16 protein-coding genes are annotated in these 19991 nt (G+C 66.9%); 3 read left to right on the forward strand and 13 right to left on the reverse strand.

All coding sequences use genetic code 11. The features are described from left to right. From E3C22_RS22955 to oxc, 7 genes are all read right to left on the reverse strand, one after another. A partial coding sequence (locus E3C22_RS22955; RefSeq protein ID WP_342635636.1) for an ATP-grasp domain-containing protein occupies nucleotides 1–642 on the reverse strand: 642 nt, incomplete at its 3' end. A gap of 86 nt (nucleotides 643–728) precedes the next feature. After that, a complete protein-coding gene (locus E3C22_RS22960) occupies nucleotides 729–2855 on the reverse strand; it encodes an acetate--CoA ligase family protein (RefSeq protein WP_425365006.1) in 2127 nt (708 codons plus the stop codon). A gap of 365 nt (nucleotides 2856–3220) precedes the next feature. Continuing rightward, nucleotides 3221–4516 (reverse strand): oxalate/formate MFS antiporter, encoded by a 1296-nt coding sequence (oxlT, locus tag E3C22_RS22965; protein ID WP_134764224.1) that lies wholly within the window; start codon nucleotides 4514–4516, stop codon nucleotides 3221–3223. A 192-nt stretch (nucleotides 4517–4708) separates the two neighbouring features. After that, nucleotides 4709–5608, reverse strand: a complete 900-nt coding sequence (locus E3C22_RS22970; protein ID WP_134764225.1) for a succinate--CoA ligase subunit alpha — start codon at nucleotides 5606–5608, stop codon at nucleotides 4709–4711. Nucleotides 5609–5665: 57 nt separating this feature from the next. Beyond that, nucleotides 5666–6886, reverse strand: a complete 1221-nt coding sequence (locus E3C22_RS22975; protein ID WP_134764226.1) for an ATP-grasp domain-containing protein — start codon at nucleotides 6884–6886, stop codon at nucleotides 5666–5668. Nucleotides 6887–7121: 235 nt separating this feature from the next. Next, entirely contained in the window at nucleotides 7122–8399 is a 1278-nt protein-coding gene (gene frc, locus E3C22_RS22980) for a formyl-CoA transferase (RefSeq protein WP_134764227.1), read from the reverse strand. Between the two features lie 98 nt (nucleotides 8400–8497). Next, nucleotides 8498–10261 (reverse strand): oxalyl-CoA decarboxylase, encoded by a 1764-nt coding sequence (gene oxc, locus E3C22_RS22985; protein ID WP_134764228.1) that lies wholly within the window; start codon nucleotides 10259–10261, stop codon nucleotides 8498–8500. A gap of 700 nt (nucleotides 10262–10961) precedes the next feature. Between oxc and E3C22_RS24605 the strand changes: the two genes are divergently transcribed. Both E3C22_RS24605 and E3C22_RS22990 read left to right on the forward strand, forming a co-directional pair. After that, nucleotides 10962–11099 carry a hypothetical protein gene (locus E3C22_RS24605; RefSeq protein ID WP_167591879.1) on the forward strand — a complete coding sequence of 46 codons (138 nt, stop codon included), beginning with the start codon at nucleotides 10962–10964 and terminating at the stop codon, nucleotides 11097–11099. A 280-nt stretch (nucleotides 11100–11379) separates the two neighbouring features. Next, a complete protein-coding gene (locus tag E3C22_RS22990; protein ID WP_134764229.1) occupies nucleotides 11380–12141 on the forward strand; it encodes a DeoR/GlpR family DNA-binding transcription regulator in 762 nt (253 codons plus the stop codon). A gap of 21 nt (nucleotides 12142–12162) precedes the next feature. On the opposite strand, the gene E3C22_RS22995 is transcribed toward E3C22_RS22990, so the two are convergent. The 4 genes from E3C22_RS22995 to E3C22_RS23010 form a co-directional block, all read right to left on the reverse strand. Beyond that, nucleotides 12163–12966 (reverse strand): ABC transporter permease, encoded by an 804-nt coding sequence (locus tag E3C22_RS22995; protein WP_134764230.1) that lies wholly within the window; start codon nucleotides 12964–12966, stop codon nucleotides 12163–12165. A 4-nt stretch (nucleotides 12967–12970) separates the two neighbouring features. Next, the gene (locus E3C22_RS23000) at nucleotides 12971–13900 is read right to left on the reverse strand and encodes an ABC transporter permease (protein ID WP_134764231.1); all 930 of its coding nucleotides are present in this window, start codon (nucleotides 13898–13900) and stop codon (nucleotides 12971–12973) included. A gap of 3 nt (nucleotides 13901–13903) precedes the next feature. Next, nucleotides 13904–15067, reverse strand: coding sequence for an ABC transporter ATP-binding protein (locus E3C22_RS23005; RefSeq protein ID WP_245515154.1), 1164 nt, complete (start codon nucleotides 15065–15067; stop codon nucleotides 13904–13906). Between the two features lie 76 nt (nucleotides 15068–15143). After that, nucleotides 15144–16289, reverse strand: coding sequence for an ABC transporter substrate-binding protein (locus tag E3C22_RS23010; protein ID WP_134764232.1), 1146 nt, complete (start codon nucleotides 16287–16289; stop codon nucleotides 15144–15146). Between the two features lie 288 nt (nucleotides 16290–16577). Here E3C22_RS23010 and fabG point away from each other — a divergent pair, with 288 nt between their 5' ends. Then, nucleotides 16578–17351, forward strand: coding sequence for a 3-oxoacyl-ACP reductase FabG (gene fabG, locus E3C22_RS23015; RefSeq protein ID WP_134764233.1), 774 nt, complete (start codon nucleotides 16578–16580; stop codon nucleotides 17349–17351). 63 nt (nucleotides 17352–17414) lie between these two features. Here the strand turns inward: fabG and E3C22_RS23020 are convergent, their stop codons facing one another. Both E3C22_RS23020 and E3C22_RS23025 read right to left on the reverse strand, forming a co-directional pair. Then, on the reverse strand, nucleotides 17415–18755 hold the full coding sequence (locus E3C22_RS23020; protein ID WP_134764234.1) for an aspartate aminotransferase family protein: 1341 nt from the start codon (nucleotides 18753–18755) through the stop codon (nucleotides 17415–17417). Between the two features lie 55 nt (nucleotides 18756–18810). After that, complete coding sequence (locus E3C22_RS23025; RefSeq protein ID WP_134764235.1) at nucleotides 18811–19797, reverse strand: phosphotransferase enzyme family protein; 987 nt, start codon at nucleotides 19795–19797, stop codon at nucleotides 18811–18813. Nucleotides 19798–19991: the final 194 nt, after the last annotated feature.

A 19991-nucleotide genomic window follows, 5' to 3' on the forward strand; every position in this document is an offset into this window, starting at 1 on the left:
CATGACGATCAGCGGGTTGATCTCGAGAAGGCTCATGTCCTTCTCGGTGAAGGCCTTGTAGAGGATCGGGAAGAGCTGCATGCCGTCGACCTTGGCGGCGCCGCCGAGATTGAGGGCCGCGCACAGCTTCTCGGCATCGGTGGCGGTGACGCCGGCGACCGGGTCGATCGCCACGGTGACGATCTTCTCGGGCGTCTCCTCGGCGACGGTCTCGATGTCCATGCCGCCCTCGGTGGAGGCGACGAAGGCGACGCGGCCGACCGAGCGGTCGACGAGGATCGACAGATAGAGCTCGCGCTCGATGTCGGCGCCGTCCTCGATATAGAGGCGGTTGACCTGCCGCCCGGCGTCGCCGGTCTGCTTGGTGACCAGCGTGTTGCCGAGCATTTCGCGGGCGTTGGCGACCACCTCCTCGACGGTCTTCGCCAGCCTGACGCCGCCCTTGGCGTCGGGCGAGAGCTCCTTGAACTTGCCCTTGCCTCGCCCGCCCGCATGGATCTGGCTCTTCACCACGTAGACGGGTCCAGGCAGGCGTCCCACCGCCGCCTCAACGGCATCGACGCCGGTGACGGCGATGCCGGCGGCGACCGGCGCGCCAAAGGATTTCAACACTTCCTTGGCCTGGTATTCGTGAATGTTCATGGACGATCCCGCAGGTCTGAGAGCTTGGCAAGGAAAGGGCTCCCGCATCTGTTGCGGAAGCCCCGGGTCGGTGACGGGCCAGCCGCCTAGAGGAGCCCAGCCCCGCGGGCCCAGCGATATTTCGCGCCGAGCACCTCGACCGGCAGTTCGGTCGAATAGGCATAGGCCGGGATGCCGTGGGCGTAGAGATATTCGGCGGCTTCCTCGACCTCGACGTCGCCGGCGAGCGAGGCGACCATCGGCTTTTCGATGCCCTTTGCCTTCATCTCGTCCTTCACCTCGACCATCAGCTTGGCAAACACCATCGGCGGCGTGACGATGGTGTGCCAGTAGCCGAGGATGAGGGCGTGGATGCGCTCGTCCTCGAGCCCGAGCTTGACGGTGTTCTTGTAGGTCTGCGGCGGCTCGCCGCCGGTGATGTCGACGGGATTGCCGGCAGCGCCGAAGGGCGGGATGAACTTGCGGAAGGCCGCGTCGAGGTCGTCCGGCATCGTCATGAGGCTGAGTTTGTTGTCGACGCAGGCATCCGACAGGAGGACGCCCGAGCCGCCGGCACCGGTGATGATGACGACGTTCTCGCCCTTCGGCGTCGGCAGCACCGGCACGCCGCGGGCGAAATCCAGGAGCTGGCGCAGCGACTTCGCCCGGATGACGCCGGACTGGTTGAAGACGTCCTCATAGATCTTGTCGTTGCCGGCAAGCGCCCCGGTATGGGACGAGGCCGCCTTGGCGCCGGCCGAGGTGCGCCCGGCCTTCAGGACGACGACCGGCTTGGTCTTCGACACCCGCTTCGCCGCCTCGGCGAAGGCACGTCCGTCCTTCAGGTCTTCCAGATGCTGGGCGATGATCTTGGTGTTGTCGTCCTGCTCGAAGAAGCAGAGCAGGTCGTCCTCGTCGATGTCCGACTTGTTGCCGAGGCCGACGATCGCCGAGACGCCCATCTTGGCCGAGCGCGAGAAGCCGATGATCGCCATGCCGATGCCGCCGGACTGCGACGACAGCGCCGCCGATCCCTTGACGTCGAAGGCGGTGCAGAAGGTCGCGCAGAGATTTTCCGGCGTATAGTAGAAGCCGTAGATGTTCGGCCCCATCAGGCGAATGTTGTATTCGCGGCCGATCGCGACGATCTCGTCCTGCAGCTCCGGCGCGCCGGCCTCGGCAAAGCCGGACGGAATGAGCACGGCACCGGGGATCTTCTTCTCGCCGCACTCCTTCAGCGCGCCGGCGACGAATTTCGCCGGGATCGCGAAGACCGCGGTGTCGACGTCGCCGGGGATCGCCGTGACGCTCGGATAGGCCTTGTAGCCGAGGATCTCTTCGGCCTTGGGATGGACCGGATAGATCTCGCCCTTGTAGCCGCCGTTGATGAGGTTCTTCATCACCGAATTGCCGATCTTGCCGGCCTCGGCCGAGGCGCCGATCACCGCGACCGCCCGCGGACGCATGATCTTGTTCATCGCGGCGACGATCTCTTCCTTGGCCGGGCGGGGCCGCGGCTCGGGCTGATCGAAGTCGACGACGATCCTCACATCCGCGGCGATCGCGCCGTCCTTGGTGGCGAAGACCGGATTGAGATCGAGCTCGACGATTTCCGGATAGTCGGAGACGAGCTGCGACACCCGGACGATCATGTCGGCCAGCGCCTCGCGGTCGACGGCCTCGCCGCCGCGAACGCCCTTCAGCATTTCGGCGGCCTGGATGCCGTCGAGCATCGACAGCGCGTCCTCGCGGGTCGCCGGCGCCATGCGGAAGGTGATGTCCTTCAGCACCTCGACGAGCACGCCGCCGAGGCCGAAGGCGACCAGCTTGCCGAAGCTGCCGTCGGTCACCGCGCCGATGATGATCTCCTGGCCGCCGGTCAGCATCTGCTGCACCTGGATGCCGGCGATCCTGGCGTCGGACTTGTAGGTCTTGGCGTTGGCGACGATCTTGTCGTAGCTCGCCCGCGCCTCCTCTTCGGACTTGACGCCGACGACGACGCCGCCGGCCTCGGTCTTGTGGAGGATGTCCGGCGAGACGATCTTCATCACCACCGGAAAGCCCATCGAGCCTGCCAGCGACACCGCCTCGTCGGCGGTCTTGGCGAGGCCTTCCTGCGGCACCTTGATGCCGTAGGCGTCGCAGAGGATCTTGCCTTCCGGCGCGGTGAGCGCGTCGCGCCCTTCCGATTTGACCTTGTCGAACAGGCCGCGAATTGCGGATCTATCGAGCATGATTGTCTCCATTCAGGCGTTGTCACCGGGTTTCGGTGGTTCCGGGATGGCGGCGCCGCGATCGCCGCCTCAGTATTGGCATCCGTAATGCCAGATGATGTGACATGACGTCGGCCGGTCGGGTGTTCGACACGCAGCGTCGCGGCGTGGTCCCTCTCGGCGAGGCTGTCGAAAAGTCTGGATGCCGGCCCTGGGTGGAAGCGGGCCGCCGGCCCTCGATCTTCCGGCCTGGAACCCGAGCGCGGTGGGCAGGTGCCCGGTCCCGCTCGGGGTCTTCGTTTCACGACGCCGGGCGATCGTTCCGAGTTCCGCCCGGACGGGGCGGTGGGCCGGCGGCACCTTTGCGAGGGCCGCCGGCTCGAGGCCTATTCTGCCGGCTGCAGCGTCGGATCCTGCGCGGATCTTCGGATCATCCCCGCCCGCATCGGTTTCAGGACACCGATGGCGAGCAGTGCGGCGATCGCATTGAGGACGACGCCGATGATGAACACCGGTCCCCAGTTGCCGCTGGCCGCAAGCCCCGTCCCGAAGGGCACCAGCAGAGCCGCCGTTCCCTTGGCCGTATAGAGCAGGCCGGCATTGGTGGTGGCGAACTTCGAGCCGAAGGTGTCGGTGCAGGTCGACGGGAACAGGCTGTAGATCTCACCCCAGGCGAAGAACACCGTTCCGCTGAGAATGACGAACAGCACCGGATTGTGGGCATAGAGATAGAGAAGATAGATGCCCACCGCCTCGATCGCGAAGGCGATGAACATGGTGTTCTCGCGTCCGATCTTGTCGGAGATCCAGCCGCAGATCGGCCGGGTCACGCCATTGAGGATGCGGTCCAGCGTCGCCGCGAGGGTGAGGGCCGGGATGCCGAGCCAGAGCGGCACGGTCGCGACGCCGAGATCCTTCGCCATCGGCGCCAGATTGGCCGTCACCACCAGGCCGCCGACGCCGACCATGACGAACATGGCGTACATCAGCCAGAAGATCGGATGCCTGATCGCCTCGGTCGGCAGAAACTGCCGCCGCGACTGGATGATCGGTCCCTTGTTGGTCGGCTCGGGCACCTGTCCCTTGCGCGGCGCCATGAGGAAGAACGACAGCACCACGACGACGATGCCCTGTCCGAGCCCGAAGCTGAAGAAGGCGCTTTCGAAGCCGTAATTGGCGATCGTCGCCTGGATCGGCCACACCGTCAGCGCCGAACCCGCACCGAAGCCGGCCGCCGTGATGCCGGAGGCGAGGCCGCGGCGATCGGGAAACCACTTCAGCGCATTGCCGACGCAGGTGCCGTAGACCGCACCGGCACCGATGCCGGCGATCACCTGACCGACGCAGAACATGAAGATCGAGTCGGCCTGGGAGTTCACCATCCAGCCGATGCCGCAGAGGACACCGCCGAACATGATGACGTTCTTCGGTCCGTATTTGTCGACGAACCAGCCCTCGACCGGAACGAGCCAGGTCTCGAACAGCACGAACAGCGTGAACGACCACTGGATCGCCTCACGCGTCCAGCCGTATTTCTGGACGATCTCCGGTACGAAGAACGTCCAGCCATATTGCAGATTGGCGATCATCACCATGCAGACGACGCCGATCGCGAGCTGCGTCCATCTGAAGCTGTCGCTCACCGGCTCCGCAGCCGGCTCGTCATGGATTGCGTCTACCATGCCTTCCTCCCTTTATAGACAAATGCGTTGCCTTGATTGTTCATGAAAACAGAAGATCTTGTCTGGTAGTCCTGCCGGGCTTTGCTTGTGACCGGGGATCGCCCGATCGATCTGCGGCCCGTCTCTTGCTGCTATTTCCCTCCGATTTGCTGTGCCCACCGGCCCCTCCCGGCCGGCGGGTCGTCTGTGGCCCTAAGCGACCTGCGACGCCGCGCCGTCGGCGTGCCGCAGGGCGTTGCGAATGGTTTCGCCGATGAGATGCGGCGACGGCGCGATGGTCACGCCGGCCCGCTCCAGCGCGCGGATCTTGCCGTCGGCGTCGCTCGGCGCCGCGGCGAAGGCGCCGGCATGGCCCATCCGGCGCTTCGGCGGCGCGCATCTGCCGACCACCGTCGCGACGATCGGCATCTTCGGCCGGGCCTCGGCGATGAAGTCGGCGAGTTCCTCTTCCTGGCTGCCGCCGATCTCGCCGATGACGACGACGCCGTCGGTGTCCCGGTCCTTCGAAAACAGCGAGAGACAGTCGTGCATGGTAAGCCCGCAGATCGGGTCGCCGCCGATGCCGACGGTCGTCGACTGGCCGAGCCCGGCGGCGCTGATCTGGGCGATCACCTCGCTGGTCAGCGAGGCCGATCGGGAGATGACGCCGACGCGGCCGGGCCTGGCGCTGGCCGTCGCCATGACGCCGATCTTGCACTGGCCGGGCGACAGGATCCCCTGCGAGTTCGGTCCGACCAGCGTCGAGCGCGATCCGGCGAGCGCGGCGCGCACCTTCAGCATGTCGTGCAGCGGCACCCGCTCGGTGACGGTGACGATCACCGGCACCTCCGCCTCGATCGCCTCGATCATCGCCGCGCCGGCATGGTCCGGCGGCACGAAGACGATGCTGACGTCGATCCTGTGCTCACGCGTCGCGGTGGCGACGTCGCCATAGATCGGCAGGTCGAGGAAGCGCATGCCGGCCTTGCCGGGGGTCACCCCGGCGACGACCTTCGTGCCGTAGTCGAGCATCGATGAGGAATAGTGCCGCCCGGCCCATCCGGTCATGCCCTGGACGAGGACGCGGCTCTGGCTGCCTGCGAGGATCGACATCGCCTCAGCTCCCCTTCTGCGGGATCGACCCGCCGGACGCGGTTTTCGTGACGCTCGTCATCTTGCCACCGCCTCCCGGCGCTCGAAGAAGGCGATCGACTTCGGCGGCTCGACCGGGCGGGCGAGCCGCACGGCGTTCTCCGCGGCCGACCACATGTCGGGGCAGTCGATGATCGGGCAGCCGAAATTGGCGAGCCTGGCGCGGGCGAAATCGGCATTGTTGCCGGCAAAGCGCACGACCACCGGGCATTTGCGGTTCGAACGGCGCATCGCGATGCCGAGGCCGTCGCCGACCGTGTCGCAGGCCTGCATGCCGCCGCCATGGACGTTGATCAGGATGACCCGCACCGCCGGGTTGTCGAGAAGCAGCGATATGCCGTGGGCGACGTCGAGGCTGGTCGCGGTGGTGCGGATATCCATGAAGTTGGCGGGCTGGCCGCCCCCCGCGCGCACCAGGTCGAGGGTCGCCATGCCGAGCCCGGCGCCATTGGCGACGAGGCCGATGTCGCCGTTCATCCGGACGTAGTTGATCCGGTGGCGCTCGGCGCTCTCCTCGAGATCGCCGGTCGCCTCGACCGGGTCCGGCACGGGCCGGTCCGGATGGCGGAACAGGGCGTTGTCGTCGAGGATGATCTTGGCATCGAGGGCGACGAAGTCACCGGCGCCGGTCAGCACCAGCGGGTTGATCTCGGCGAGCGTCGCGTCGAGGCCGATCAGCGCCTTGGCGAGATTGGCAAGGAGGGAACAAAATGCGCCGCGGCGGTCCTCGGGAACGGCGAGCCGCCGCGCGAAGTCGTCTGCCGCATCGGCATCGATGCCGCCATCCGGATCGACGGCGAGGCGCTCGACGGTGGTCCGCCCTTCGCGGACATTCGCCTCGATGTCGGTGTCGCCGCCGATCGCCCCGAGAATGACGATCTCGGCCGCCGAGGGGTCGATCATGGCGCTGAGATAGAAACTCGCGGCGCCCGCGACGCTCTCCTCGACGAGGACGCGGCGCACCGCGTAGCCGTCCGGGCCGGTCTGTTCGGTAACGATCCGCGCGCCGATGAGCTCGGCACCGGCCATCTCCACCGCCTCGGCGCCTTCGACGATCCTGATGCCGCCGGCCGCTGCCCGCCCGCCGGCGGGGATCTGCGCCTTGACGGCGAAACTCTGGCCCCCAAGCCTTTCGGCATGGGCCCGCGCCTCGGCGGCGCTCGTCGCAACGCTGCCCGCCGGAATGGCGATGCCGTATTGCGCCAGAAATGATTTCGACTGAAATTCATGAAGTTTCATGACGACTCCCTCCCAAGAGTGGTGTCAGAACATCACTGGCCTCGAACGTCCTGTTGCCTGCCATCTCCCGGGCCGCTGCGAGTAAGCACCGAAGCGGCCGTTTTGGGATGCATGATGCCAGTCGGCGAAGGCGCTGCCTATGGCTACCGTCCTGCCCTCTTACTTTTATCGTCGTGTCGGGCAGACGATGTCGCGGGGCCGATGCGGGCTGGCTTTCGCCCCGGCCCCGCAGGTCTCATTCGGCCGCAAGCTGCTGCGGATTGCCCATCGCGCCGGAGGCCGTCACCGCGGCGACCCGGGCGTCGTCATAGGAGAGGACGTCGCGAAGGATCTCTTCGTTGTGCTCGCCGAGCAGCGGCGAGCGACGCACCTCCGCCGGGCTCGCCGACAGCTTGATGGGGTTGCCGACGGAGAGATACGGCCCGCGCACCGGGTGATCGACCTCGACCAGCGTGCCGGTCGCCTTCAGCGACTCGTCCTCGGCGATCTCCTTCATCGACAGGATCGGGCCGCAGGGCACGTTCAGCTTGTTGAGGATCTCCATCGCCTCGAACTTGGTGTACTGCATCGTCCAGGCTTCGATCCGCTCGAAGATCTGGTTGAGGCGGGTCAGCCGTGCCTTCGGCTTGGCGTAGTCGGGATGGGTCTTCCAGCCGGGCTCGCCGATGACGTCGCAGATCGCTTCCCACACCGGCGCCTGGGCGATGAAGTAGATGTAGGCGTTGGGGTCGTTCTCCCATCCCTTGCATTTGAGGATGCGGCCGGGCTGGCCGCCGCCGGAATCGTTGCCGGCGCGCGGCACCGCGTCGTCGAAGTCGATGCCCTCGCCATACTGGCTGTATTCGGTGAGCGGCCCGGACTGCAGCCGCTGCTGGTCGCGCAGCTTGACCCGGCAGAGATTGAGGACGCCGTCTTGCATGGCGACGGAAACCTTCTGGCCGGTTCCGGTCTTGGTGCGGTGGAACAGCGCCGTGACGATGCCGAGACACAGATGCAGCCCCGAGCCGGAATCGCCGATCTGGGCGCCGGTGACGAGCGGCAGGCCGCCGAGGAAACCGGTGGTCGAGGCGGCGCCGCCGGTGCACTGGGCGACGTTCTCGTAGACCTTGCAGTCGGCATAGGGGCCGGGGCCGAAGCCCTTGATCGAGGCGACGATCATCGCCGGATTGAGTTCGTTGATGCGCTCCCAGGAGAAACCCATGCGGTCGAGCGCGCCGGGGGCAAAATTCTCGACGAGAACGTCGCAGACCTTGATCAGCCCTTCGAGGATCTCGCGGCCGTCCTTGGTCTTGGTGTCGAGGGTGATCGACCGCTTGTTGTGGTTCAGCATGGTGAAATAGAGGCTGTCGGCGCCTTCGACGTCCTGCAGCTGGCCGCGCGTCGCATCGCCGGTGCCGGGTCGCTCGACCTTGATCACGTCGGCGCCGAACCAGGCCAGGAGCTGCGTGCAGGTCGGTCCGGACTGGACATGGGTGAAGTCGAGAATTCTGACGCCCTCGAGAGCTTTCATGATTTCCTCCGCGTTTTGTCTTGGCGGCGGGCATTGCCTGCCGCGAATGCCTGTCTCTGGCGCCGGGCCTCTCCCGAAGGTCCGGCGCGCCGCGGCCAGCCTCAGCCGGCGGCCTTCGGTTTCTTGCCGACGGCGCTTTGCGGGTTGAGCTTGCCGATATTGCCGCTTTCGGTTCCGGCGGCGGGGTCGATGACGGCGTTGACGAGGGTCGGCCGGCCGGAGTCCATTGCTTCCGCGACCGCGCGGGACAACTCGTCCGGCGTCGTGGCGTTGACGCCGACGCCGCCGAAGGCCGCCATCATCTGGTCGTAGCGGGCATTTTCGACGAACACCGTCGTCGCGACGTCCTTGCCGCCGGTCGGGTTGACGTCGGTGCCGCGATAGATGCCGTTGTTGTTGAAGACGACGACGCAGACCGGCAGCTGGTAGCGGCAGATCGTTTCGATCTCCATTCCCGAAAAGCCGAAGGCGCTGTCACCCTCAACCGCCAGCACCGGCTTGCCGGTCTCGATCGCGGCGGCGATGGCAAAGCCCATGCCGATGCCCATGATGCCCCAGGTGCCGACATCGAGGCGCTTGCGCGGCTGGTACATGTCGATGATGCCGCGGGCGAGGTCGAGGGTGTTGGCGCCCTCGTTGACGAGGATCGCGTCGGGCCGGTCCTTGACGATGGTCTTCAGCGCTCCGAGCGCGCTGTGGAAGTCCATCGGGATCGAATTCTTGCCGAGCTTGGTCGCCATCTTGGCGAGGTTGTCGTTCTTCTTGCCTTCGATCGTCTCGATCCAGGCCGAAGGCGGTGCCTTCCAGTCCTTGGAGACGTGGCCGAGCAGCGCTTCGACGCAGGAGCCGATGTCGCCGACCAGCGGCGCGGCGATCTCGACGTTGCTGTCCATTTCCTTCGGCTCGATGTCGATCTGGATGAAGCGCTTCGAACCCGGCGCCCCCCAGCTCTTGCCCTTGCCGTGGGAGAGGAGCCAGTTCAGCCGCGCGCCGATCAGGACGACGACGTCGGCGTCCTTCAGGACCAGCGAGCGGGCCGCGCTGGCGCATTGCGGATGGGTGTCCGGCAGGAGCCCCTTGGCCATCGACATCGGCAGGTAGGGAATGCCGCTCTCCTCGATCAGCGCGCGGATCGCCTCGTCGGCCTGGGCATAGGCGGCGCCCTTGCCGAGAATGATCAGCGGCCGCTCGGCGCCCTTCAAAACGTCGATGGCGCGGGACACCGCATCGGGACCGGGGATCTGCGCCGGCGCGGCGTCGATCACCTTGACCAGCGACCTTTCGCCGAGATCGGCATCGATCACCTGCGACAGGAGCTTTGCCGGCACGTCGAGATAGACGCCGCCCGGCCGCCCCGAGAGCGCGGCGCGCACGGCCCTGGCGACGGCGATGCCGATATCCTCGGCATGCAGCACCCGGAACGCCGCCTTGCAGAGCGGCTTGGCGATGGCCAGCTGGTCCATTTCCTCGTAGTCGCCCTGCTGGAGATCGACGATCTCGCGCTCCGACGAGCCGCTGATCAGGATCATCGGGAAGCAGTTGGTGGTGGCATTGGCGAGCGCCGTCAGGCCGTTGAGAAAGCCCGGCGCCGAAACCGTCAGGCAGATGCCCGGCTTCTTGGTGAGGAAGCCGGCGATCGCCGCGGCATTGCCGGCGTGCTGCTCGTGGCGGAAGGAGATGACCCGCATCCCCTCGGCCTGGGCGAGACGCCCGAGATCGGTGATCGGTATCCCCGGAACGCCGTAGATCGTGTTGAGACCGTTGAGCTTCAGCGCGTCGATGAGAAGATGGAACCCGTCGGTCTGCGCGGGCGCCGCCGCATCCTCGGTGTCGTCCGTCTCGACGATCTTGGCCACTGCCGACATCTTGTTCTTCCTCCCGAAAGTCTTGCGGCCGTTTGCCGGCCTTTGCGATTTGCCTGCGATGGGCGGCCGGACAGGCCGCCCCTGGATCCTTCCGCGCCGTTTGGGCGCAACTTCCCCGTTCCGCGGCACTCCCAGGGTGCTCGGCGGCGCAGGTTTCCAGCTCGCGACCCGCTCCAACCCGCCTTGCGGCGGAGGGACAGACGATCGCGTTCGTTCCGTATCCGCGAAGGTTACGGCGCCAGAGGCTGAAGTAATGTCTTGCTTTTTACGGCCTGTTGCCGTTGACCAGGCGAGCGATGACCGTTCGGCTGGTGCGGGATGCAGTGTGCAATAGACCTCCTCGCCATCGCTCCTACGCCGTTATTGCTGGCATGCCAGATACCAATTGTCAAACAACTTTTTTCCCGCCTGTCATGAGCCCTTCATATGCAGGCGTTCCGGCCAGAGGCCGGGCTCGCGCGGCTCCGGAATCACTGGCATCCCCAGCGGCGCATTTCGGCATCCGCGACCGGTCGGACATTTGCGGCCGACGACGCGCGGAAGAGATCTGAAGAGACCGCCCTCTACCGTTCCAACACCTTCCGCTATGCAATGACGCTGGGTCAGCCATGCACTGCCCTGCGTTGTGCGCGCAGCTCTGGCATGCCAGATACAAGCCCAGCAGCGAGCCACCCTGCAGATCCCTAGAAGGAGCCCGAAAATGCCGACGACCCACGCAAGTTTCTCCCCGACCCACACCAGCGAGACCCGCGGCCTGTGGGCGATGATCATGGCTTTCCTCGACAGCCGCGCCCGCGCCGAGGCGAAGTCGCAGAGCTACGTGCCCTTCGGCCTCTGATTTCTCGCAAGGGCGAGACGGCGATAGCCGGCCGAAGACCGGGAGCCCAAGCGCTTTCGGGCCCTCTGCCGGGCCTGCGACCCCAGCCCCTCGCCGGGCCGCCTTTCGACAATCTTGAAGCATCGACCCACTCGGCCGCCGGACGCCTCGCGCATCCGGCGGCCGTTCCGTTTTCGCGGCGGCATTCGCGACGGACCGGCGGGCGGGGAGCCGTCCGGTCTATCAATGGCCCGGCGGCCGTTCTATCGATGGGACGGGTTCCGCAGCCGGTCGGAGAGCGATGAGAGTCAGCAAAGCCAAACGCCAGTCCCAGATCCTTGCCGAACTGAACGTCTCGCCGAGCCTTCGCATCGCCGATCTGGCCGATCGGCTCGCCGTCTCCACCGAAACCATCCGCCGCGATCTCGACGAGCTCACCCGCCAGGGCCAGCTCAACCGCACCTATGGCGGCGCCATCCGCGCCCTCGGCACCGAGCCCTCCGTCACCGAGCGGCACACGCTGCTGGTCGCCGAGCGCGAGCGGATCGCCCGGGCGACGATGGAGATCCTGAGGCCGGCCAATGTCATCATGATCGGCTCGGGATCGACCACCGTCCACGTGGCGCGGCGACTGGCGGTCGAGCGGACCAACATCACCGTCATCACCCATTCCTTCGGCGTCGCGACGGTGCTGGCGCTCAATCCGACGATCTCGACGCTGATCGCCCCCGGCACCTATGACGGCACCGAAGGGGCGACGGTCGGCGTCCACACGGTCGGCTTCCTGAACGAGTTCTTCGCCGACGCCGTGGTGCTCGGTGCGAGCGGCCTCACCGAGGAAGGGCCGACCGACGCGCTGATCGAGGCCGGCGCCGTCTATGGCGCGATGCTCGCCCGCTCGGCGCGCTCGGTGCTCGTTGCCGACCATTCGAAATTCGGCCGCGTGTTTCCATCGCGCTGGGCGAGGTGGAAGCAGATCGACGCGCTGGTCAGCGACGCGGCTCCGAACGGTCAGCTGCAGGCGGCGATCGACCGCCACCATGTCAGCGTCACGGTCGGCTGACGCCGGTCCCTTCTGCCGGCCTCAGCGCGCCCGCCGCGCCTTGACGAAGCCGGCGATGGCGCCGCCCGCCAGAAGCAGCGTCGCCGCGGCGAGCGTGCTCATCGTGCCGAGCGCCGGCACCATCGGCGTATAGCCGGCGACCATCTTCGAATAGAGCCATTTCGGGATCGTCGAGTCGGCGCCCGCCGTATAGAGCGACAGCGGGAAATTGCCCCAGGAGAGCAGGAAGGCGAAGAGCGCCCCGGACCAGATGCCCGGCCAGAGGATCGGCAGGGTCACGTCCCTGAGGATCATCCAGCGCCCTGCCCCGAGATCGGCCGCCGCCTCCTCCATCGCCGGGTCGAAGCCGTAGACCTGGATGGCGATCACCAGCGTGACGACCGGGACGATCCAGACGAGATGGGCGACGATCGCCGTGTGCCAGCTCGGCTGGATGCCGAGCGTGTTGAACCACAGAAGCAGCGCCAGGCCGAGCACCGGCTGGGGAAAGAAGATCGGCAGCAGCAGAAGCTTCTGGTAGAGCCGCCGGCCGCGCCAGTCGAACCTGGCGAAGGCGAGCGCGCCGAAGAAGCCGAGCACCAGCGAGACGACGGTGACGATCAGCGCGATCAGGATCGAGGTCTGGACGATCCGCTGGATCTCCAGCGAATCGAGCGTCTTCTGCCACCATTCGAAGGAGTAGGCGCGGATCGGGAAAAGGAAGTAGCGGCCCTTCGACAGCCCGGCGAGCGCGCCGCAGGCGACCGGCAGGTAGATCGCCACGGCGACGAAGATCGTCCAGATCCAGATCATCAGATGCGAGCGGCGGGGGCGGCTTCGATCCATCGCGTCACCTGCGGCCGAGAATGCGGTCGAGGTCGAGCCGCGCCATCACCGCCATCGACAGCCCGCCGATGACGATCATCAGAAGCACGGCGAGCGCCGCGCCGCGCGGCCAGTTCTGCGAATAGGTGAAGGCGTTCTCGATGTCGTGGCTGATCATGATCACCGACTGGCCGCCGAGGATCTTCGCCTCCGCCACCGCGCCGGCGGCGAGGACGAAGGTCAGAAGCGCGCCGATCAGGATGCCGGGCATCGCCAGCGGCAGCTCGATCTCCCGCCAGATCATCAGCCGGCCGGCGCCGAAGTCCCGCGCCGCCTCGATCAGGTCGCCCGGCACCATCGACAGCCCCAGCGTCATCGGAAACAGCATGAAGGGCAGATAGGTGTAGATCATCCCGAACAGCGTGATCTCCGGCGTGAACAGCACGTTGGGGCCGGAGAGCCCGATGCCCGCCAAAAGCCCGTCGAGCACCCCGTGATTGATGAAGAACAGCGTCCAGCCATAGAGCCGGACGTTCTCCGAGATGAACAGCGGGAAAACGAAGGCGATGCTGACCAGCGACGACCAGCGGCCGAAGACCCGCACCAGGCCGTAGGCGATCGGGTAGCAGATCAGGAGCAGCGCCGCGACGGTCAGGAGCGCCAGCGCCAGCGACCAGGCGAAGGACATCCACACCGTGTCGGCCGGATTGAAGATCTCGGCGAAGTTCCGCAGCGTGAAACTCTCGAACACCGCGAAGCTGCGGGGCTCGGCGAAGGCAAAGCCGATCACAGTCAGGAGCGGCGCGAGGAAGCCGAGCGCCATGAACAGGAGGATCGGGCTCGCGCAGCGCGCCCCCGCCGGGAGCGAAAGGTGGCGGAGCGCGCTCCGGCCCTGCCGCTCTTTGCCCTGTTTCTCCCTGACTGTTGACGAGGTGCCGAGCGTCGCGTCGCTCATCGCTCAGGCCTCCACGACGATGGCGTCTTCGGCGTTCCAGCCGATCAGCACCTCGCCGTCGCCGGTGCCGGGGCGGATCTGCGAGCGCGACATCTCGATCAGGAACACCCGCTCGCCCGCCCGCACCTGGTACTGGATGCGCGAGCCGAGCGAATATTCGTTGTAGACCCGGCCGCTGACGACATTGTCGGCATCGCCGGGCGCCGCGAGGAACTTCATGTATTCCGGCCGGATGACGACGGCCGCCCGCTCGGCCCCGGCCATTGTTTGGGGGAGCACGAGGCGGACCGGCTCCGCGGTCTCCTGCGACAGCCATGCGCCGTTCGAAAGGGTGACGCCGATAACGTTCACCTCGCCGACGAATTCGGCGACGAAGCGGTTCTGCGGCTGGCCGTAGATCGCGTCGGGGCTGCCGACCTGGACGAGCTTGCCGGCGCGCATGACGCCGATCCGGTCGGACATCACCATCGCCTCCTCCAGCGAGTGGGTGATGTAGACGAAGGTCTTGCCGGTCTCCTTGTGAAGGTCTTTCAGCTCCTTCTCGAGCAGCTTCTTCAGCTTGTAGTCGAGGGCCGAGAGCGGCTCGTCGAAGAACAGGACGTCAGGGTCATAGGCAAAGGCCCTGGCAAGCGCGACGCGCTGGCGCTCGCCGCCGGAGCAGGTCATGACGTTCTTGCCGTAATAGGCCTCCGGCAGCCGCACCATGCGCAGGAGCTCCAGCGCCCGCGCCTTGCGCTCGGCGGCGGAGACGCCCTTCGCCTTCAGCGGAAACTCGATGTTGCGCCCGACGGTCATGTGCGGGAACAGCGCCAGCGACTGAAAGACCAGGCAGGTCGGCCGCCGGCGCGCCGGCAGGTCGTTGATCAGCGTGCCGCGCAGCGTGATGTTGCCCTCCGACGGCTGCTCCAGCCCGGCAAGCATCCGCAGAAGCGTCGTCTTGCCGGAGCCGGACGGCCCGACGATGGTCAGGAACTCGCCCTCGCGGATGTCGAGCGAGATGTCGTCGACGGCGGTGAAGTCGTCAAAGCGTTTGGAAACGCCGACCAGCTGCAGCACCGGCAGCGCCGGCCTGTCCGCCCCCTCGCCCGGGCGCCCCCCGCCCGCGCGGGCCGTCTCGCTCTGCCCGGCGCCCATGCGGGCCGTCTCGCTCTGCTCAGTCCAGGTCATGTTCATCGGCTTGGCGGCTGCCGCTTCTCGCATCGGGAAAGATCGGGCCGGCGCGCCCCGCGCCGGCCCGGAGCGCTCAGCTGCGCTGGCGCTTGGCGTTGTTCATCAGGTCGAGCGCCTTCTCGTAGTCCGGCACGATGTCGTATTCGACCGAACGGGCCATCTCCTCTTCGAGGCTGTCCCACTGGATGGCGTCGAGCTCGTCCTTGGTGAACAGGTCGAAACAGGCCTTGTTGCCCATCTGGGCGACCGGGTTGAAGGTGCCCTCGGCAAAGGCCACCGTGTGGGCGACTTCCGGATCCTGGACGTATTTGAGGAATTCCGGGGCCAGCGGCGAGAGCTCGGGGTTGTTCACCGTCGAGGTCACCTCGATCCAGGAAACGCCGCCCTTGCCGTTCATCGGGCCCTTCAGCGGCGTGATCGCCCGCATCTCCGGGAAGCCGTCGGCCCGCGCCGGCGAGACCGAATAGGTGCCGCCGGTCATATGCAGGTCGATCTCGCCGGAGATCAGCGCCTGGTTCATCGTCGCGATGTCGCCGATCAGCTTGGCGCCCTTGAACACCTTCAGGGCGGTGTCCTCGAAGGCCTTCATCTCCTCCGGCGAGTGCTCCTTGAACGGGTCGAGCCCGGCGACCAGGAAGATGTTGAAGACGTTCCAGTCGTCTGATTCGAGAATGCCGTATTTGCCGGCGAGGCTCTCGTCGTTGAAGAGGTCCCAGCCGGTCTCCTCGGCGGTCTTGCGGCTGATCTTGTCGGTGTTGACCACATAGCTGTAGGGGCCGAAGCGCTGGGTCATGCCTAGCAGCTCGCTGCCGTCGTCGCTCATCGCCCATTTGTAGGGCGGATGGAACTGCTCCAGCATCTTGTCGAAGTACGGCATGAACTCGTCCTTCGGCAGCGGCTTGATCAGCTTTTCCGGATACATGATCTTGCGTGCCCAGGGATTGTTCACGTTGATCAGATCCCAGACCTTGCTCTCGCCCGAGCGCAGCCGGTTGATCATCGTCGGATCGTTGGTGAGGCTCTCGGCCTTCACCGTCGCCCCCTCCTTCTCGCGGAAGGGGTCGAGCACCTGCGCCGAGTTGTAGCCCTCCCAGCACAAGATGTTCAGTTCCTTCTCGCGGGCGGCAAGGGCCGCGCCCGGAAAGCCGAGCGGCGCGCCCGCGGCAAGGGCGCCGGCGCCGAGGATCTTGAGCGTGTCGCGTCGGTTGAAATTCGTCATCGGTCCCTCTCGTCACTCGGCGGGCGTGCGGCCGCCAAAAACTTGGCATGTCCGTCATTCGATGTGGCATATCGAACGTCGCGATGTGGACTTCACAACATTTTTTTGCGATGCGTCAAGAGCTATGATGCCTCGAGCGGCAGCCATGGCCGTTGCCCAAGCATTCGGCATGCCAGTTCGGGCAGAAGCGCGGCATGCGCGCGGTGTTGCGGGCGTGACGCCTGGCGCAGGCCCGCCGGGCGGCCCGCGACAACCGCGGCGAAAGACACGACAAGAGAGGAGCGCGACATGTACAGATCGCTGAAGGGAAAGACCGTCATCGTCACCGGCGCCAGCCGCGGCATCGGCCGGGGCATCGCCAAAAGGTTCGGCGAGGCGGAACTCAACGTCCTCGTCGTCTCGCGCAGCCTCGCCGATGCCGAGAAGGTCGCCGCCGAGATCGGCGGCCATGCCAGCGCCTTCGAAGCCGATGTCGCCGAGCCGGAGGCTGCCGATGCGATGGCGGCGGCAGCGCTCGAGCGCTACGGCACGATCGACGTCCTTTGCGCCAATGCCGGCATCTTTCCCTCGGCGAAGCTCGGCGAGATGACGGCGGCCGACTTCGACCAGGTCATCGGCACCAATCTGAAAGGCACCTTCCTGGCGGTGTCGGCCTGCCTGCCGGCGATGAAGGCGCAGAAGTCCGGCCGCATCATCCTGACCTCGTCGATCACCGGACCGGTCACCGGCTTTCCCGGCTGGTCGCATTACGGAGCGAGCAAGGCCGGCCAGCTCGGCTTCATGCGCACCGCGGCGATCGAGCTCGCGCCCTCCAACATCACCGTGAATGCCGTGCTGCCCGGCAACATCGCCACCGAGGGCCTCGCCGATCTCGGCGCAGACTACACCGCGAAGATGGCGGCCTCGGTGCCGATGAAGCGCCTCGGCACGGTCGAGGATATCGCCAATGCGGCGCTGTTCTTCGCCACCGAGGAGGCCGCCTATGTCACCGGCCAGAGCCTCATCATCGACGGCGGCCAGATCCTGCCGGAATCCCTCGACGCGCTCGAAGCGATGGGCTGACTTGCCCCCCGGCGCCGCCTCACCAAGGCGCCGGATGCTCCGCCACGAGCCGGTCTTCCGACGTCAGCCGGCGGGGCGTTCCAGAACGTCGGCCAGCGCCGCGACGAACATCTCCGCATGCTCGCGCGAAAAGCAGAGCGGCGGGCGGATCTTCAGCGTATGGCCGAAGGGTCCGGCCGCCCCGACCAGCACATGCCGGCGCCTGAGGCCGTTGATCACCGCGCCGGCGCGCCGGGCGTCAGGCGCGCGGGTGTCCGGATCGACGATATCGAGCCCGACGAAGAGCCCGGCGCCGCGCACCGCGCCGATCTCCGGACGCCGCCCGGCAAGCTGCCGCAGCCCCGCGCGCAGATATCCGCCGACGGCCTCGGCATTTTCGATCAGCCCCTCCCCGGCGATCACCTCCAGCACCGCCCGGCCGGCCGCAGCCGCCACGGTGTTGCCGCCGAAGGTGTTGAAATAGCCGACGCTCTCGCAGAACCGCTCGAGCAGGTCGGCCCGCGTCGCGACGCCGCCCATCGGATAGCCGTTGCCCATCGGCTTGCCCATGGTGACGATGTCCGGCGTCACGCCATGGCGGGCAAAGCCCCAGAGCCCCGCCCCGGTGCGCCCGAAGCCCGGCTGCACCTCGTCGGCGATGAAGATGCCGCCGGCCGCCTGCACGGCCTCGACCGCCGGCTTCAGGAAGCCCGGCGGGTCGGCGAAGACACCGTCGGAGGAGAAGATCGTGTCGACGATCAGGCCTGCAAGGCCGTGGCCGCTCGCCTGAAGCTCGCCGATCGCCTTGGCCACGGCGCCAGCAAAGCGCGCCGCAAGGTCGCCCGGCCCGTCGCCGTCCCGCTCAGCCGGCATCGGCACGACCCGGACATGCGGCGGCACCGCGCCGCCCTTCAGCGACGACGGCGAGACCTCGGTGACGAGCGACGTGTTGCCGTGATAGGCGGTCTCGGTGACGATGAAGCCGCGCGCCCCCGTCGTCGCCATGGCGAGCCGCAGAGCCAGATCGTTGCTCTCCGAGCCGGTGCAGGTCATCACCAGATTGCCGATAGATGCCGGCAGCGTCGCCAGCAGCGCCTCGCTGTAACCCTGGACGGTGTCGTTGAGATAGCGCGTGTGGATCGCCATTTCGCCGGCCTGGCGGGCGATCGCCTCGACGACCCTCGGATGGCAGTGCCCGACCGACGGCACGTTGTTGTAGACGTCGAGATAGCGCTCGCCCGCCCTGTCATACATGAAGACGCCGCTCGCCCGGACCATCTCGATCGGCTCGCGGTAGAACAGCACCGAGGAGGCCCCCGCCGTCGCCCGGCGCCGCTCGACCATCTCGGCGGTCCGCCCGACGAGCCCCTCGGCCTCCTTGGCGTCGAAGGCGTTCAGCGCCAGGATCGGCTTGGTCGGGTTCATCGGTCTGTTCTCTCCACGACTATGACAGCCAGGCACCCGGCGCAGCGGGGAGCCTTCAACCTTGCCGGGTCAGGAAGGCTTCGGCGAGTGCGGCCGTGCCGGCGGTGTAGCCATGGCCGAGCTCGGCCGCCGTCGGCGTCTCGGAATGCGAGGCGAGCCACGCGGTGAGCAGCATCCGCCGCAGCATGACGAAGACCGGCAGCATCGCCTCGTCCTCCGGCGACAGCGGCGCCACGGCGCGGTATCCCGCCACCCAGGCCGCCATCAGTTCCGGCACCACGGGGTCGGTCTCGATGAAGCTGATCGCCGCGGCAAAATCGTACATCAGCCAGGAAAAGCCGCAGTCGTCGAAATCGATGACGCCGAGCCGCTCGCCTTCGACCAGGAGGTTGGCGAGCCTGAGATCGGCATGGATCAGCCCGAAACGCTCACCTTTGCCATAGGCGTCGAGGCGCAGCTTCAGCGCCGCGGCGGTCTTCTCCAGAACCGCCTTCTCGGCGGGTTCGAGGCCGATCGCCGCCCGCCAGTCGCCCCAGAGCGGCCGGCTGCCCAGCATCGCTTCGAAGTCCCACACCTTGCGCGAAAATCCCTCCGGCCGCTGCCAGCTCCGCGAATGGTCGTGCAGCCGCGCGGTGATCGCCCCGAGCCGCTCGAACCAGGGCACCAGCCCCTCAGCGGCGCTCGGCTCGCGCCCGCTCATGAACTCGAAAGCGACCACCTCGCGCTTTTCGTCGCCATGCTGAAGCTCGGCGATCAGCCCGCCACCGTCGGCGCGCTCGACCGGCCGCGGCGTCTCGACGACGCCCGCTTCGATCAGCGCCCTCGTCCAGGCGAGTTCGGAGACGATCTCGTCGCGGCGGTGATAGCCGGGCCTGTGGACCCTCAGGATGAGGCGCCGGCCGCTGACCGGATCATCAGCAAGGAAGGTGGCGTTTTCCGAGATCGTCAAAAGCCTCGCCTTAGCCGCGGCGCCCAATCCCCACAGCGGCAAGAGCGGCGCGAGGCCGGCCTGCAGATGGTCGAGAAAGGCGCTGTCATACATGGGCAGGACTGTGGCTCGGACGGAGACGCCGGCCGAGGACTCGTCAGCCCCGATGACCGGCATTTCCGTTCGATATACAACAAAAAATGTTGGACCTGCAACATTTCACTTTGCACTGCGGCATCGCCGCAGTAGCCTCTTGCTGCACAAGGCCCGGGCCGTTCCCTGGACTGGGTCGGCGGCAGAGTGCCGTC

This window comes from Jiella endophytica, assembly GCF_004519335.1.
In the GTDB taxonomy this organism is placed as follows: domain Bacteria; phylum Pseudomonadota; class Alphaproteobacteria; order Rhizobiales; family Rhizobiaceae; genus Jiella; species Jiella endophytica.